Origin of the sequence: Chitinophaga pendula, assembly GCF_020386615.1 — a bacterium.
GTDB lineage: Bacteria > Bacteroidota > Bacteroidia > Chitinophagales > Chitinophagaceae > Chitinophaga > Chitinophaga pendula.
This window is the reverse complement of sequence record NZ_CP077769.1, coordinates 4,199,645-4,216,722: the sequence shown is the minus strand read 5'-3', so window position 1 is coordinate 4,216,722 and position 17,078 is coordinate 4,199,645. Positions and strand designations below refer to the sequence as shown.

Annotated in this window: 16 protein-coding genes; 14 read left to right on the top strand and 2 right to left on the bottom strand. The window is 49.5% G+C overall.

What is annotated here, in order from left to right; genetic code table 11:
* Positions 1–137: 137 nt before the first annotated feature.
* The 13 genes from KTO58_RS14775 (at position 138) to KTO58_RS14715 (ending at position 9,075) form a co-directional block, all read left to right on the top strand.
* The gene (locus KTO58_RS14775; protein ID WP_095838628.1) at positions 138–1,340 is read left to right on the top strand and encodes a bifunctional 3,4-dihydroxy-2-butanone-4-phosphate synthase/GTP cyclohydrolase II; all 1,203 of its coding nucleotides are present in this window, start codon (positions 138–140) and stop codon (positions 1,338–1,340) included.
* A gap of 784 nt (positions 1,341–2,124) precedes the next feature.
* Positions 2,125–3,771: a cysteine peptidase family C39 domain-containing protein gene (locus tag KTO58_RS14770; RefSeq protein WP_095838630.1), complete on the top strand. Its 1,647-nt coding sequence runs from the start codon at positions 2,125–2,127 to the stop codon at positions 3,769–3,771.
* Positions 3,772–3,852: 81 nt separating this feature from the next.
* Entirely contained in the window at positions 3,853–4,077 is a 225-nt protein-coding gene (locus KTO58_RS14765; RefSeq protein WP_157752938.1) for a hypothetical protein, read from the top strand.
* A 42-nt stretch (positions 4,078–4,119) separates the two neighbouring features.
* A complete protein-coding gene (locus tag KTO58_RS14760; RefSeq protein ID WP_095838631.1) occupies positions 4,120–4,335 on the top strand; it encodes a hypothetical protein in 216 nt (71 codons plus the stop codon).
* Between the two features lie 34 nt (positions 4,336–4,369).
* On the top strand, positions 4,370–4,567 hold the full coding sequence (locus KTO58_RS14755) for a hypothetical protein (RefSeq protein WP_157752939.1): 198 nt from the start codon (positions 4,370–4,372) through the stop codon (positions 4,565–4,567).
* Between the two features lie 63 nt (positions 4,568–4,630).
* Positions 4,631–4,819, top strand: a complete 189-nt coding sequence (locus tag KTO58_RS14750; RefSeq protein ID WP_095838632.1) for a hypothetical protein — start codon at positions 4,631–4,633, stop codon at positions 4,817–4,819.
* A 78-nt stretch (positions 4,820–4,897) separates the two neighbouring features.
* Positions 4,898–5,077: a ComC/BlpC family leader-containing pheromone/bacteriocin gene (locus KTO58_RS28925; RefSeq protein ID WP_095838633.1), complete on the top strand. Its 180-nt coding sequence runs from the start codon at positions 4,898–4,900 to the stop codon at positions 5,075–5,077.
* 181 nt (positions 5,078–5,258) lie between these two features.
* On the top strand, positions 5,259–5,438 hold the full coding sequence (locus KTO58_RS14740; protein WP_157752940.1) for a hypothetical protein: 180 nt from the start codon (positions 5,259–5,261) through the stop codon (positions 5,436–5,438).
* Positions 5,439–5,586: 148 nt separating this feature from the next.
* Positions 5,587–5,790 (top strand): hypothetical protein, encoded by a 204-nt coding sequence (locus tag KTO58_RS14735; RefSeq protein WP_157752941.1) that lies wholly within the window; start codon positions 5,587–5,589, stop codon positions 5,788–5,790.
* A gap of 26 nt (positions 5,791–5,816) precedes the next feature.
* Positions 5,817–6,020, top strand: a complete 204-nt coding sequence (locus tag KTO58_RS14730) for a hypothetical protein (protein WP_157752942.1) — start codon at positions 5,817–5,819, stop codon at positions 6,018–6,020.
* A 28-nt stretch (positions 6,021–6,048) separates the two neighbouring features.
* The gene (locus KTO58_RS14725) at positions 6,049–6,261 is read left to right on the top strand and encodes a hypothetical protein (RefSeq protein ID WP_157752943.1); all 213 of its coding nucleotides are present in this window, start codon (positions 6,049–6,051) and stop codon (positions 6,259–6,261) included.
* A gap of 83 nt (positions 6,262–6,344) precedes the next feature.
* Complete coding sequence (locus KTO58_RS14720; RefSeq protein WP_095838635.1) at positions 6,345–8,546, top strand: peptidase domain-containing ABC transporter; 2,202 nt, start codon at positions 6,345–6,347, stop codon at positions 8,544–8,546.
* Positions 8,547–8,559: 13 nt separating this feature from the next.
* Positions 8,560–9,075, top strand: a complete 516-nt coding sequence (locus KTO58_RS14715; RefSeq protein ID WP_095838636.1) for a beta-barrel domain-containing protein — start codon at positions 8,560–8,562, stop codon at positions 9,073–9,075.
* A 60-nt stretch (positions 9,076–9,135) separates the two neighbouring features.
* Here the strand turns inward: KTO58_RS14715 and KTO58_RS14710 are convergent, their stop codons facing one another.
* Both KTO58_RS14710 and KTO58_RS14705 read right to left on the bottom strand, forming a co-directional pair.
* Positions 9,136–10,944: a DUF4153 domain-containing protein gene (locus tag KTO58_RS14710; RefSeq protein WP_095838637.1), complete on the bottom strand. Its 1,809-nt coding sequence runs from the start codon at positions 10,942–10,944 to the stop codon at positions 9,136–9,138.
* A gap of 28 nt (positions 10,945–10,972) precedes the next feature.
* Positions 10,973–15,823, bottom strand: coding sequence for a translocation/assembly module TamB domain-containing protein (locus KTO58_RS14705; protein ID WP_095838638.1), 4,851 nt, complete (start codon positions 15,821–15,823; stop codon positions 10,973–10,975).
* A gap of 158 nt (positions 15,824–15,981) precedes the next feature.
* Between KTO58_RS14705 and KTO58_RS14700 the strand changes: the two genes are divergently transcribed.
* Positions 15,982–17,070 carry an isoaspartyl peptidase/L-asparaginase family protein gene (locus KTO58_RS14700; protein ID WP_225859757.1) on the top strand — a complete coding sequence of 363 codons (1,089 nt, stop codon included), beginning with the start codon at positions 15,982–15,984 and terminating at the stop codon, positions 17,068–17,070.
* Positions 17,071–17,078 lie beyond the last annotated feature (8 nt).

Sequence of the window (17,078 nt, the reverse complement as noted above, 5' to 3'; positions counted from 1 at the left end):
GTGGATAACTGCCCCATCGGCTGGAAGTTTGCCCCTGCTCACATTCCCTCCCTTAACACCTCCCCCCAATTGACCTAATCGCCACTTTCTCTTCTATTTTCCCCTAACTTTGCAACATAATTTCAAGAAAGTATACTATGTTAGATTCAATAGAAGCAGCATTAGAAGATATAAGGCAGGGAAAACTGGTAATCGTTGTAGATGACGAGGATCGTGAAAATGAAGGCGATTTCATCACGGCAGCAAGAAACGTCACGCCGGAAATCATTAACTTTATGAGCACGCATGGCCGCGGCCTCATCTGCGCCCCGCTTGTCGAAGAGCGTTGCGAAGAACTAGGCCTCGACCTCATGGTTAGAGATAACACCGCCCTCCACCAGACCCCCTTCACCGTATCAGTAGACCTCCTCGGTCATGGCTGCACCACAGGCATCTCCGCCCATGATCGCGCCAAAACCGTACAGGCACTGATCAACCCGGATACCAAACCCGAAGAACTGGGTAAACCCGGCCATATATTTCCGCTTAAAGCCAAAAGCGGTGGCGTACTGCGCCGCGCAGGCCACACAGAAGCCACCATCGACCTCGCCAGACTGGCAGGTTTCGAACCAGCCGGCGTACTGGTAGAGATCATGAACGAAGATGGAAGCATGGCACGACTCCCCGAACTACGCGAGATCGCTAAAAAATTCGATCTTAAACTCATCTCCATCAAAGATCTTATCGAGTACCGCCTCTGCCAGGAAACACTCATCCAGGAAGATGTCCGGGTACAAATGCCTACCAAATACGGCAACTTCGAACTCATCGCTTTCAAACAACTCAATACCGGAGATATGCACATGGCCCTTAAAAAAGGCGATTGGCAACAAGGAGATCCCGTTCTTCTCCGCGTACATTCCTCCTGCTTTACCGGCGATATCCTCCACTCCCTGCGCTGCGACTGTGGCGAACAGCTGCAAGCCGCCATGCAAATGGTAGAAAAAGAGGGAAAAGGGCTCATCCTCTACATGAACCAGGAGGGGAGAGGAATAGGACTGCTTAATAAACTCAAAGCCTATAAACTCCAAGAACAAGGCCTCGATACCGTACAGGCCAACCTCGAACTGGGCTTCAAAATGGATGAACGTGACTATGGCATCGGCGCCCAAATACTCCGACACCTCAACATCACCAAGATCCGCCTCATCACCAACAACCCGCGCAAAAGAGCCGGCCTCAGCGGATATGGCCTAGAAATAGTCGAAAATGTACCCATCGAAATACATCCCAACCCACACAACGAGTTTTATCTCAAAACAAAACGGGATAAACTGGGCCACGAAATACTAAAAGGCTGATCCCATCAGCCTCCTCACATACGCAAAGGGGCAGACCAGCCATGCCGTCATAAGCATAGCTGGCCCGCCCCTTCGCCTTTTACTATCCCCGCCTTCTATAGCTCACCTCCACCTTTTCTATAGCTTAGGTATAACATTCCTATAGCTCACCTCCACCTTTTCCATAGCTTAGGTATAACATTCCTATAGCTCACCTCCACCTTTTCCATAGCTTAGATATAGCATTCCTATAACGTTTCCCTGCTTTTCAACTTCCATACTGCACCCTCGCATCACACCCGCTGAAACTTTTGCCCGGAAATTTTCATTATCTTATTTTTTTTAAATAAAAAGTTTTTTCCCTATTTTTAGGATGAGAGGAAATAGTGAAAAGATAGTTACCCGATCAGTTAAACCTTGAAAAGCAGTTACGATAGCCCTGGACCCGGCAAACATCCTATGCAATTGTATGGTACTAGTCCATGCGCCAGTTACGAAGTAGATTTTTGCATTTTTTACAACGATCGCTCCGACATGTGCCGTAAAGAGTACTAGATCCGGGAACCCGTCCCATAGACCATCCCCCGATCCCGTTGGTGACACAGTTATGAGACACAGCATTGCCGTATTAGTTAACCAGCAGTACTTCGAAAACGATCATCAATAACATATTTGATGTTTGGCTATGCCCGACAGCTATGCCCCTTGAGCCTGTACCCGTTTGCCTGTAATGCACATGACCAAATGTTGCTTGACCTTTTTGACACAATCATTTTCTATTAAATAAACCTGACAATTCTCACGTATGTCTTCTTTAGCCAAATTATTAAACATCCCTGAGCAAAATTGCGTGGATGCCGTCTTCAGTTTAGTAAAACGGCTGAAAGTACCTGCCAATGAAGCCACTATTAAGGATGAACTGACCACCCACCCCGAGTACCCCACTTTGTTAAGCGTAAGCGATGTACTCAACAACCTGAAGGTCAGAAATGTGACGATCAAGGCTACCCCGGACAAACTCTCAGAACTGCCCCTGCCCTTTATCGCACAGATAGCAGTAGATAATAAAGAATTCTTCTCCACCGTACACGAGGTGACCCACAATAAAGTCTCCTGTACACACGAAGTAACCGGCAAACTCCGATCCATCTCCCTGGACGAGTTCAGTAAGATGTGGACAGGCGTCGCCATGCTCGTCGAACCCGCCGAACAGGCTGGAGAACGCGAATACGAAAAAGTACGCAAAGAACGTGGCCTCAATACTGCCGGACTCATTGGCGTCGCCGTTATCATCCTCGGCCTCTGGCTCGCCACCGGCGTCAACCACTTCCTGCAAGGCGGTACCTCCGCCTTATTCCCCTTCCTCCTCCTGAGCGCCAAACTGGGTGGCCTCGTCATCGCACTATTACTCCTCGGCCATGACATCGACGCCCACAACCCCCTCATGGAAAAAGTATGTAAAGCCTCCGCTACCGTCAACTGTAACGCCGTACTAGGCTCCAACGCAGCCAAAATAGGAGGCCTCTTCAGCTGGAGCGAAGCAGGATTCGCCTACTTCGCGGGCGGATTCCTCGTAGCACTCATGAGCGGCCTCCAGCCCAGCGTCATGAGCGTACTGGCCTGGCTCAACCTCCTCGCACTTCCCTACGTATTCTTCTCCGTTTACTACCAGTGGAGAATAGTAAAACAATGGTGCGTACTCTGCCTCGCTACCCAGGGAATATTCGTGCTCGAATTCATCGTATCCTATTTCGGCGACCTCTATAACGTAAGTGCCCTCCAATCCCTCACCGGCTTCGAAGTGGCTAAGTGGTTACTCACCGCACTACTCCCCATCGCCGGATGGTTCCTGGTAAAACGTTACCTGCTCCTGCCCAAAGAAATAGCTACTTTCAAATACACCCTCGCCCGCTTCAAAAATGATCCTTATATCTTCGAATCCATGCTGGCCAAACAAAGAACCATCACCGCCAGCACTGATGGCCTGGGCGTAACCCTCGGTAACCCCGACGCTCCCCGAAAGATCGTTAAAGTATGTAACCTCTACTGCGGACCCTGCTCCGGTACTCACCCCGATCTCGAAGATATCATGACAATGAACGACGACGTACAACTCCAAATACTCTTCGCAGTATCCGAAGCCGAAGGAGACTCTCGCGTGCCCGCCGCCCGCCACCTCCTCGCCATCGCCGAACATAAACCGTACGATGTCCTCATACAAGCCCTGCACGACTGGTACTCCATGCCCAAAAAAGATTACGAAGCCTTCGCTGCCAAATACCCCATGAACGGAGAACTGGCCAAACAACAAGATAAAATAGCCGCCCTCTATTCATGGTACCTCAAAATGGATATCCAGCATACCCCCACCTTCTTCTATAAAGGCCACGAATTGCCCGCTACATACGGCATCGGCGACCTTAAATATTTACTGTCAACCGACGCTGTCTGAGACAGCCCGGCCTTATAACGCCCGCTGACATTGCCGATAGTGCCAGGTCGTAAAGACACCGCTGTTTCAACCAAATTTTTTATGAGCAAACAATCATCTGCCAAGCACTTTCAAATGATCCACCGGGATCAACTGTCCACCATCACCGGCGGCGGCCATCATAACAGATATCCCGTATGTCCGGCAATGTTCTGCGTAATGTCGCAAACAGGAGGAGAACCCTCCCGGTGTGAAGGCTTCTCCGCTTGCCGGTGCGAACCCATCGATCCAATGGGCACATCCGGCATCTGCGTCGGAGAAGCATAAGGTAATACCGCAACCTATTGTTCACTAATCAATAATAGCCGTATGAAAAAACAGGATCGCTTCCAAAACCTGACACACCTCTCCCGTTCAGACATGAAAACAATCAACGGAGGTGGCAACTTACGCAACATACCCGGATGCCCGGTTAAAACCTGCCTGCTGGTATCCGTACAACGCAGCTCCTGCGGAACATTCACCTGCAGCTGCGTACCGACTTCACCAGGTGCCATCACCGGCCTCTGTGTAAGCCGCGCGTAACACAACACTTCTGTTGACCATTAATACCGTCTGTATGAAAAAGCAACATCTCCTACCATACGCCAACACCCTGTCAAGGTCCCATATGAAGACCATCAACGGTGGTGGCTCCGCCAACACCAAACGCCTCTGCAACAGTACCTGCATCGTCGGCATACCGCGCAGCTGCGGTAGCCCCGAATGCACCTGCCGCTCCGTCAATGGCTTCAATGGCGTATGCATAATATTGTAAAATCACTATGGGATATCTACGGATATCCCATAGCTTATTTCACATCCCATAAATCCCAAAGCTATGTCTAAAGGTTTTTTAACCATCACTATAACACCGCTCTCCCGTCAGTCCCTGGCAGATATCAAAGGGGGCGGTTCTAACGTAGCCAGAGATCGCTGCCCAGAAGTAGAATGCACCTTCTCCTGCCAACTGAACTACTGCGTATGCGATACCTTTAACTTCTTCCCGGGCATGTGCGTAAACAGGTAATGAGCGGATACATCTTATACACAATCGATATACTAACCGCCATTGGTATCAAATCTTTCTTCACCAAAAAACAATATCATGAAAAAGAAAAATTTGATTAACAAGTTTGACACACTCAAGCGTGCAGCTTTACAACAAATCAATGGTGGCGGTAACAACAGCAACCTCAGACCCCGCTGCCTAATTGCCATCTGCGACGACTCGCCCGAAAGCTGCCCAAGCCCTTGCGCTTGCATCAATGGCCTTTGTCGCGGTTGATCCATTTAACCATCAATCACCAGATATAGCTGGCTTATCGGACAATATTCCCGGCAGCACGCAACAGCTGCCGGGATAAATACCGCCAAAGCTCGTGCCGTAGCCACTCAATTCATATTCATTGTGCACTTGAATATCTATGAGCATTTTTATCACTAATCACTAATTAAACTTGTAATTCATGAAAAAGAAAATTGCAATTAAGAGCTTTGACGTCATGGCACGTACGCAACTTAAAAAAGTAAACGGCGGCGGCAGAAGCACTGCCAGACCTTTCTGTGAAGCCATCTCCTGTAATAACCAGGATGAAAAATGCCCTACCCGCTTCTGCGTTTGCGGCGGAGATACTTGCTTCGGTTGATAGCCCATCCTTGTTAGACGAAAAAAACATCTCAAAAGCAGAGGCAACGAAAGTTACCTCTGCTATATATTTTCCAGGGCAATCCTGCATCTTACAAACACCCTGAACATCATTGTGAAATCTTCGCTCATATCTAAAATAGAACCGAATGAAAAAACAATCCTGGATGAAAAACATCGAACCACTCAACCGTAGCCAACTATCCCGTCTCAAAGGTGGTGGCCAAAATACCGCTTTGCCCTTCTGCTTCCGGTATGATTGCATACATAGCGACACCTGCTCCGGCCGGTTCTGTCACTGTGATGAACTGGCTCGCTGCGCCCAGGGCCCCGGAGTACCCATCGATCTGTAATCCTTTCACCCAATAATCTTGTTTGTATGAAAAAGACTTCCTTATCAGCACACTTCGAGATCTTACATCGTGGTCAACTCAATCACATCATCGGCGGTGGTCACAATACCGCATTGCCATTTTGTAAAGGCAAAAGCTGCGACCTCAGCATCTGCCGACCCGATGCATGCCATTGCGATTTCCAGCTGGGATATTGTGTAAATGGTAGCATCATCGATCCACGTAGCTAATCACCTTGTCCGCTAAAATTTTGTATGTATGAAAAAATCATCGTTGTCAGCACGTTTCGAAACTTTAGGCCGCGATCAGCTTACCCGCATCACAGGCGGAGGCCAAAGCGCCGCCATCCCGGCATGCAGACTGGCTCCTTGCGCAGGAGCAGCATCATGCCCTCCCCGTTGGTGCCACTGCTCCAATGATACCGGCCTCTGTACACAAGGCCCCGCTATCATAGACCCCGTGCTCCAATAACAGAGAAAAGAAATACAGATGGCAGCGGTCATCCAAAGACCGCTGCCATACATTCAATAGCATAATTTATCGCCAGTAGCATAATGATAAGATTAAAGAAACGGTTTCCTGTTTATCGCCAGCTCGATGCCATGGACTGCGGCCCCACCTGCCTGCGAATGATCGCTAAGCACTATGGCAAAAATTTTACCCTCCAGACCCTCAGAGCCCAAAGCCAATACGGAAAAGAAGGCGTCAGCTTCCTGGGTATCACAGAAGCAGCTGAATATATCGGCTTCAGAGTAGTAGGCGCCCGTATATCCTACGAACAACTCAGAGACGAAGCCCCGCTACCTTGTATCATCCACTGGGACCAAAACCACTTCGTGGTCGTATATAAGATCACCAAAAAGTTCATCTATATCGCCGACCCCGAACGGGGAGAAATCAAATATACCCCCGAAGAATTCATGCCCCACTGGATCAGCACACAGTCCGAGGGCATCGGCAAAGGAATGGTCCTCCTCATGGAACCTACCCGCGACTTCTACAAACAAAAAGGAGAAGCCGGCGGCGCCATAGGATTCGGTATCCTGTTCGACTACATCAAACCGTTCAAAAAACTTATCTTCCAGGTAGTACTCGGCCTCGTTATCGGTACACTGGTGCAACTGGTATTCCCCGTACTCACTCAAAGTATCGTCGATGTCGGCATACAAGGCCGAAACATCAACTTCATATACCTCATCCTCGCCGGACAACTCATGCTCCTCATCGGTAAAACCAGCATCGAATTCGTCCGCAACTGGATACTCCTGCACATCAGCACCCGCGTCAACGTCTCTATCCTGAGCGACTTCCTCATCAAATTGATGAAACTACCCATCCCGTTCTTCGATACCAAAATGACCGGCGATATCATGCAACGCATGAACGACCAACATCGTATCGAACAATTCCTGACCGGCTCTACACTCAACATACTATTCTCATTACTCAACCTGGTAGCTTTTACCATCCTGCTGGCATGGTACAGCCTGCCCATCTGCGGTATATTCCTCGCAGGCAGCGCCATTTACTTCGTCTGGATCAAAATATTCCTCGCCAAACGCCGCCGCATTGACTACCTCAAATTTGAAATCTCCGCCAAAAACCAAAGCAAGATCATCCAGCTGATCCATGGCATGCAGGAGATCAAACTCAATAACGTAGAAAAACAAAAACGCTGGGAATGGGAAAAGATACAGGCCAAACTCTTTAAAGCAAACGTTAAAAGCCTGTCCCTCAGCCAAAACCAACAGGCTGGCGCATTCTTTATCAACGAAGGAAAAAATATACTCATCACCGTATTCGCTGCCAGCAGCGTGATCAATGGGCATATATCACTGGGCGTCATGCTCGCCATCCAATACATCATCGGACAACTCAACGGGCCCATCGAACAGCTGATACAGTTCGTTCAGACCACCCAGGATGCCCGCATCAGCATGGAACGCCTCAACGAAATCCATACCTTGCAAGACGAAGAACCCAAAGAATACAACTTCCAGTACGAACTACCCGAAGAAAAAAGCCTCTCCCTCCACCAGGTCAACTTTACCTATCCCGGAGCCGGCAACGAACCCGTACTGAAAAATATCAACCTCGAGATACCCTTCGGCAAGATCACCGCTATCGTTGGCATGAGCGGCAGCGGTAAAACAACCTTACTCAAACTACTCCTCAAATTTTATGAACCCGATGATGGCATCATCGGCGTCGGCACACTCCCCCTCAGCGATATCAGCCACACCGTATGGCGCAGCAAATGCGGAGTCGTAATGCAGGAAGGTTTCATCTTCTCCGATACTATCGCCAGCAACATCACCGTCGTAGATGATAATACAGATATAGACCGCCTCAACCACGCCATACACGTAGCCAATATACAAGACCTCGTCGATACACTACCCATGGGCATGAATACTAAGATCGGACCCGAAGGCCACGGCATCAGCCAGGGACAAAAACAAAGGGTCCTCATCGCCCGTAGCGTATACAAAGATCCCGAGTTCATCTTCTTCGATGAAGCCACCAACTCCCTCGACGCAACCAACGAAAGCGTCATCATGCACAACCTCGACAAATTCTTCAAAGGAAGAACCGTCGTGATCGTCGCACATCGCCTCAGTACCGTAAAAAACGCCGATAACATCGTCGTACTCGACAAAGGAGAGATCATCGAGCAAGGTACGCACTACGAACTGGCCGCCATGAAAGGTGCCTACTATACCCTGGTAAAAAATCAACTGGAACTGGACGCTTAAACAGAGAGATACTATGGAAGAAACAGTCGTAACAAAAAACGAACTAATGGATAAGACCGGCGAAATGCAGGAGATACTCTCCCGCGTGCCGGGTAGGATCGTCAGGTATGGCACCGTAGTCGCCGTCGCCGTTATCCTCAGCATCATATCCCTCACCTGGTTTATACAATACCCGGAATATAGTGAGAACAATATCCTGCTGGAAAAAACACCCGATGGCAACTTCATCGCCGTCATGCAGGTAGGACAATACGACATCGGCAAGCTCTCCAAAGGACAAGCCGTTATGATAGCGCTCAACAGCTTCCCCTATCAGGAATATGGATACCTCCGGGGAAATATATCCACCATCGCAGACGAAGCCAATCCTACTAACGGACAGTTCCGCGTACAGTCATCTGTCCCGCTCGACGCACACACCATGAACAACAAAGCACTAACCCTCAAAGCAGGAATGACCGGCACCGCCCGCATCATCATCCGCGAACAGAAACTGATAGAACGAATCATCAACGCCAACAAATATTAAATAACGGCCCACCATAAAAAAAACGGCCGGTCACTTCGACCGGCCGCCTTTTTTATACGCTTATCGGATACGTTTCAACCCGATCATACACCTGATATTCCCTCGCTCTGCCGTCCGCGAACTATCGTCGCCAGGCGTCTGACAACTCGTTTCCGTGATCATCAGCGTAATATCATAGCTACCGTTACTTTTATTGAATCGCATGCGCTCCTCAGGATAATAGTAAGTCTGACGGCCGATATCCTCCGCCTTTAACTGCCGGTTGCCATACGACTTAAAGATCTCCTGGTAAAAAGAATGCAGATCAAAAGACACTTCTGCTGTATTATCCACCCTCACCGTAACATGGCTCTCATCAGATCTGATCGCCACGGTCACCTCCGTATTACGGATCGTATCACTTTGCACATACTGATACCGCATATCCGGTACCACCAGATAATCATACGCTTTCGCATTAACAATACCCTTGTTGGTGCTGTGCAGGGTAATATATTCCCCGGAGGTACCGCTGTATTTCGGTACCTGGAAAATGGCAAGCGCCGTATCCATCTGATTATAATAACCGTAATACCGGTAGTGCTCCTCCTGGGAAAGACGGTCTGCAATAGGCTGTAGCCGCTGCTCTGTCAATGGCTGCAAGGACACCAATCCGTGCGTACGTAACATATACAAAATGATCGAACGTTTCTCCTCCTGGTCTTTCGCCTGCTTACTGCTCAACAATGCCTTCAACCTGCCCAGCTGCGAACGCTTAGATACCGATACCATCGACTGTGGCCCGAATGTCCCCAACAGCGTAATCACAAACAGGCTGATAGGGATCACCTTGATAGCCGCCTGCCTGTTGACCAGGAAATATATCGTAATACCACTCAGCCAAAAAGCCATCAGGATAAGGATATACCGCGATTCTGTAATGCCATACAATCCCACCCGCTTCCAGATGGCCAGTACCAGCAATACCAGCAACGGGATCATCAGGAAATAAAACAACCGCGAAAAGATCACGATCCAGCGATTACCACTTTGTTCACGGATAGGATATATAAGCAACAACGACAGGATGCCAAACACCGCATAGCCGGTAATAAGATTCGATACCGTCCCTTTAGGCAGCCGCCACTCCAACGCGATCTTTACTTCATACAACAACAGGATGCCGAGGTATATAGTGATCAGGGGGATCAGTACATACTGTGTAAATATCTTCAAACCCTTAGGGTAGGAGTGGTCTTCGTTCAAGGCAACAAAATCTTTCGGTACACCAGCCAGGAAAAAGATAGTGTTAAAGGCCGTACCGATCACGGCGAACAACCGTAAATAAATATGACTCCTGATCTCTACATTGAATAACGCATCGATGGCCGCCAACGCTATACACAGCCCGCCGATCAGTACACCGGAGTACAATGCCGACGTCAGGAACCGCAGGAACAGTGTCTTGTTATATTGCCAGAACCCATTGGTGTCGTTCTTGCCGATAAACGGCGCGAAGGCCACCAGCAGGTGAAAGGAAAATGCCAGCAGACACATACGGAATACATCCGCCTGCAATCGTATGGGGTCTAGCGCAAACTCCAGCAAAGCAGCGATTGCCAACGAACCCAGTCGCAAGGCCCATCGCCGGCCGGTACCGAATGACTGCCTTTCGGAAAAAAGGTCGCCGGCCAATGTCAGCGTCAAAGCCAGGTTACACACCGCCATCAGTTGTAACAAAGGTTCGGTGAACTTGGCTTGGTAACTGGTCTGTGCAGCTGTATAGCCCAACCCCGCTGCTACCAGCGCCAGGATACAGGCCGTAGGAAATCGCGCAAAGACACGCAGCGCACCTTCCCATAAAGAACTAAAAGAGGGGAATCGCATCATACAGGTATTTAAGAATAAAGGTATATACTTAGTTACCACCAGGACGGATGGTATCAGGTTTTACAGTACTGCTGTCCGGTATCTCCCGCCGGATAGCCTCCGGCCGCCGTAAAGAATCTGCCTGCCGCGTAGGCCGCCGGCTGCTCTGGAACAACTCGATGAACCGGTTGTACTCCCGCACATACGAAATACCCAGACCTGCCTTATTACGGTTCACCAGGTTGTACACATCGTAGTCCGTCTTACTGAACGCATTGATACGCACCCGCCCGTCCGGCGTCAGCAGGTACTCCACCCGGAAGTCGCCGGCAAACCGGTTCGCACTGGCAGACGTAGCCGTCTTACCCCAGTCATAGTCACCACCTACGTACAGCCGTATACGATTGTTGAAAAGATTACTGGTAATACCTGCACTTACCTGGTTACGGTCCATAGAGGCATTATCCTGGTTACCCACGTTATAGGCACGATAGTTCAGGTTAATACCAATACCACTGTTCTTCAGTAAAGTGCCGGTCAGGTTATTTAAGATAGCAGAAGCCTGTGCAGATAATGCCTGCCCCACACTGTTTTTACCAGTTGTCGCTACGTTAGCGCCACCACCCGTAGTAGCATCGTCAGGCAGGAACTGGTTGAACAACAGCAGCCCGTACATCTGCAACAATGCCTTGTTCTGATCATTGTTGATCTCCTTCAGCTTCGCCGCCACGCCGCTCTCATAAGAGATACTACCTACCTCCGGCAGATTGATCTCATACCCAATATCCGGTTTCATCAGCTCACCACGCAGGTTCAGCAGGATGTCCACCTTCTCCTGACGCGTAGCCAGCTGGTCATTCCGGCTGGTACCCGCCGGACCGGCCAGGTTGTACAAACTCACCTTAGGCAGGGAATACTTCGCCGTAATGTTCATCTTCGCCTCACGGGGATCACCATTCCAGCTGATCGTACTGTTCTTCGCAATGTCAAACTTCCAGCTCGTCAGCCGTTGAAACGTAAAGTTGTAAGATCCATTATTGATCTCATAGTTGCCAAACATGCTGAAGTCACCTTCCGTATTCACATTGATCTGTAGATTACCGTTACCATTCGCGGAGATCACATCCCCCGTAGAAGCATCCAGTATCACATCAATCTGCGCATCCGGGTTGGCCGCAATGTCCAGCTTCACATTCAGCTTATTGTTTTTCTTCTTCTTCACCTCCTTGATCTCCGTACCGTACGTCTTAAAGGTGATATAGTCATATTTACCAATGTCCTTACTGTCTGTTATAGGCAGGTAGAAGTGTGTACCTTTCGTAGGCCGCGCCAGCACCCGCAATTGCATATCCTCCAAAGGCCCGGAGAAATACACCCGGCCGTCGGCAATCACATCCCCGTAAAACAAATCACTGTCAGCAGAAGAGGTATTCAGGAACATGAACTTACGGGCCGAAACCTCAAAGTCAAAGTTTAGCTTGTCAAAATGATCGTGAGAAATATAACCACTCGCACTGGCCTTATTGTTGAACTTGTCTATCAGCGAGAAGTTACCAAACTCTATCAGGTTATCATCCAGGCTCACATTCAACTTAGGGATCTTATAACTCGTACCCAGATACACAATACGCATCCCCACCGTATCCATCTGCACCTTCCCACTCACCGACGGTCGGCTCGTAGTACCGCCCACAGTGATACGCCCCGTAGCAGTACCGCTAAGGTCCATGACATAGTCAGAAAGATACTTCTCCGCCAGGCCGATCGACATCCCATTCAGATCAATGGTAGCTTCCAGCTTGTTATGCTCCTGGGTAAGACCCGCTACACCGTCCACCAGAAAACTCTTCCCGGGGTTATCCGACTTTACGGTGAAGTTAACATCGTTCGTACGTTGATGATAGCCGCCTTGTATAGTCACCAGCCCCAGCGAATCATTATCGAGTCGCAGCGAACTGGCACTGATATCTGCTGCCACATCCAGGTTATGCGTCGGATCGGAAATGTTGATCGTACCGTTCACCTGACCCTCTATTCGCATATCCACCAACCGGCTCGGTATCACATCCGCCAGGTTCAGGTTACGCAAGGTCACAATAAACCGGCTCTCGTCAGGATTGAATTCATTCGTCTCTACCGTGATGCTTTGATCATTGCGGTTGATACGCAGGTTGTGTACCGTCAGGAAATCCTTACTCCAGTATATCTCATTGCCGGCCGCCACATTCCATTGCCGCTCATTCACCGTAAAAGAACTGTTCAGGAAATTTACCTTCACCCCGTCAGATACCGTCACCACCTTCGCATAGAAACCATCCAGTGAACTGGTGTCCTGTGCCTGCAGATCTACCTTGATATAAGAAGTATCCCGGCTCGAATTAGCCAGTATCAAAGGGTTCTCCAGCCAGATATTCTCGCCCGACATCAACCGGCCTATGCTGGTACTTACATCTATCTTGTCGAAGTTACCCTTACCCTTGATCTCAATATTGTGCAGCTTGAATTGCTGATACGCCGCATTCGGAATAGTCGCATACAACGACACATTACCTTGTGCCGTATTCAATGCGCCTTCCACCTCCGTATCGTTAAAGCCACCGACCTTATCCGTAAAAGCACGGATCAGCTTGTCCACCTGCCCCAGCTGGAAAGCAAATACAAAGTCCTGCTGCGTCTTGGCAGGAGGGGGGGCAGCAAAAAAACTGGGGTAATACTTATTCAGGAACAACTGGAACGCATTGGGCAACTCCATGAAACTATACGTCCCCTTTACATACCCCGTGATCTCACTACCCGCAAACCCCAGCATCTTGACATTATTCTCCATACGGGTGCCGATCGTCAGTGAGTCAAACTCCACCCGGCTCTTATTTTTGAAAAGAGATACCTCGTATATCCGCGCCGTCCCGTCAAAGTTATCGATGTTGTCACCGGCAAAGTTAAGGTCCACACGTGCCTGCAACGTAATGCTGTCCTCCGTAAGCCGCAACGCCTTTAAATCACTCTTCCTGATCTCACTGTTGAACTTGAACACCGGCAGCTGCTCGTTGAAATCAATAGTCCCCGCAAAGTCCATATCCAGGTTAGGATCATTCACCGTCAGCGAACCGTTGAAGAACTTCCGGTTCATCTCACCTTGCGTCTTTACATTGGTATAAGTATAGTTGTAAAGGGTGATCTCCTGTACATCCGCATCTACTGATGCCTTCAGCGTCCGGAAGTTAAAACCGGCCCCATTTACCCGCGCATTCAGCGATACCGTCGACAATTGCTGGTTGCCAAGCAAACTCCCCAGATTGAATCGGTTCGTAGTAATACTACCAGAATACACGGGCACATCACTGCTGGTCTTGAAGTTAATATCCGAATCCAGGTTTCCCAGGTTGGTCTGGAACTTACCATAAGCCACAAAGTCATTCACAAAGCCCGTAAAACTACCGGCAAACCGCAGGTTGGTCAGCCGGTCCAGCTGTATCGGGTCTATATTCCGGGTGTCCGGAATAAATCGCTGTATATCCGCTCCCGTAGTCACCAGCTCCTCCGCATGGAAATCAATAAAGGTCTCGTCAATCTCCGGCAACCCACGCATCTCCACACCTCCCTTCAGCCGGGTATTACCTGCCTGCAACACCACATTGCTCGCATCCAGGTTACTCACCGGCCCCTTCACCTCCCCACTCAACGTGATCTCCTTCTTCCAACTCGCCAGCGGCGGAGCAAAAAATGCTATGTCATCCGAAGACAATTGGCTGTTAGTGAAATTAGCTTTCATAAACACCAGGTCCACAAAATCACTCATATCGTCAATACTCGAATACTGCATCGTAAAGTAGTCCCGCAAATGACTCCTGTTCGTCTCCAGGTCCAGGTGCGAAAACTCCATCTCCACCGGCGACATCTTAAACCGGCTCGTCAGCCGCTTCACCTCAAATCCACTGCGCTCCTTCGTACTGAACACCAGATCCCCAAATATACTGTCCTGCCGCAACCCCGTATTACTCAACACCAGGTTGATATCCTTAAAACGGATACGGTTATTGGCAAAATAACCGGGCACCGCTTTGGTACTGTCCTCCAGGTTGTCCACCCCGAGTATACCGTTTTTGATAGCGATCTCCTTCACCAGCAATCGCCAGTCATCATTGTTCCATCGCAACTCCGGTGGCTTGCCGCCTGCCGTATCCATCACAATGGCAGACGCCGCCGCAGACGTACCCGGCGTACGCTTCTTACGCAATGGAGAAGATTTATATTCAGTAATGATAAATACCGGCTCATCCAGCGTCAGCTCCTGGATATCGATATTGTGCTGCTGCAAGTCAATGTTTTTCGCATCCAGGTATATACGTTTCGCTGATACCCGCATATCCTCACCCACCCAGGCGTCTACCTGGTTGAAATGCACATTGCGTAAATTGATCTTGTTCAGATCCAGTGAAATACCGCCTTGCTTTTTCTTCTTCGTAGGCGTTTTCGATGGAGGCGCAAATTCATCAATGATAAACTGATAGTTCCACAACGAATCATTACGGTGACGGGTAAGGTTCACATAAGCATCCTCCAGTCCTATATATTTTAAGATAGGCTTGTCCTGGAAAAAGAACCAGTCCGTTATCCGTACCTGCAGCACCCCGGCATACAACAGCGTATCCTTATGATGATCCTCTACCAACGTACCTTCCAGCCGCATACTGTTGAATAGCCGCAAACTCACATGTTTGATCTCCACCCGCGTCTTCAGCTGCGCAGACAACCGGCTGGTAACTTCACCTACCAGGAAATTCTGCACCACCGGGATGTTTACCAATATGCCAATGAGAATAATGAGGCCCAGCAAACTTAAAAGGACGATCGATAATATTTTGCGTACTTTTTTCAGTGTCTGTAGTTTATCCGGCAAAAATAACTAAATCAGGCTTCCGATACGAAATTGATCGATAATTCAGGCGTCCCGAACACAGGATGACTGCCCCATTCACACCAGGTATCCTACATAGATCGGCAATACCAGTGGGATTATTATCAGAGATCATTACTTTTATGAAAAGTTTATCATTTATGCGTAATTCCCTGATGGCGGCAGCCTTCGCCTGTATCACAGGCCTGTGCTATACTAAAGCCACCGCGACAGACCTGTCCCACCAACCAAAAGATTCCGCGATGACCAAAACAAAATATGTACTCGTCATCCACGGCGGCGCCGGTACCATCCTCCGCGAACAAATGACGCCGCAAAAAGAACAGGCCTATAAAGCCGCACTGCAACTGTCCCTCCAGCAAGGATACGATATCCTCCGCAAAGGTGGCAGCAGCCTCGATGCAGTAGAAGCTGCCGTTCGCGTCATGGAAGACTCCCCCTTGTTCAATGCCGGCAAAGGAGCCGTATTCACCAACGAAGGCAAAAACGAAATGGATGCCGCCATCATGAATGGTAAAACACTCGAAGCCGGATCCGTAGCCGGTGTCACCGTCATCCGCAACCCCATCACCGCCGCCCGCGCCGTAATGGAAAAAACACAACATGTCATGCTAATAGGACCCGGCGCCGAAAAATTCGCTAAAGAAGCCGGCCTCGAAATAGTACCGCCTTCCTACTTCTACACCGAAGAACGCTGGCAAGGCCTCCAGAAAGTCAAAGCCATGGACTCCACTAAAACACAACTCGACCACGATGCCCCTGCCTCCCCCCACCCTAAATCCGGCGCCAAACTGGGCATCGAAAATAAAGACCATAAGTTCGGCACCGTCGGCGCAGTCGCCCTCGACAAACAAGGCAACCTCGCCGCCGCCACCTCCACCGGTGGCATGACCAACAAAAAATATGGCAGGGTAGGAGATGCCCCCATCATCGGCGCCGGCACCTACGCCAACAACGCCACCTGCGCCATCTCCTGCACCGGATGGGGCGAATACTTCATACGACTCAGCGTAGCCAAGACCGTTAGCGACCTCGTCGAATACAAAGGCTGGACCCTGGAAAAAGCCGCCAACGAACTAATAGCCAAACAAGTACCCGCCCTCGGCGGCGACGGCGGCCTCATCGCCATCGACAAAAATGGCAACATCGCCATGCCATTCAATACCGCCGGTATGTACCGCGGCGCCGTCACCGAAGATGGAAAAATCACCGTCGAAATATATAAATAACCACTACC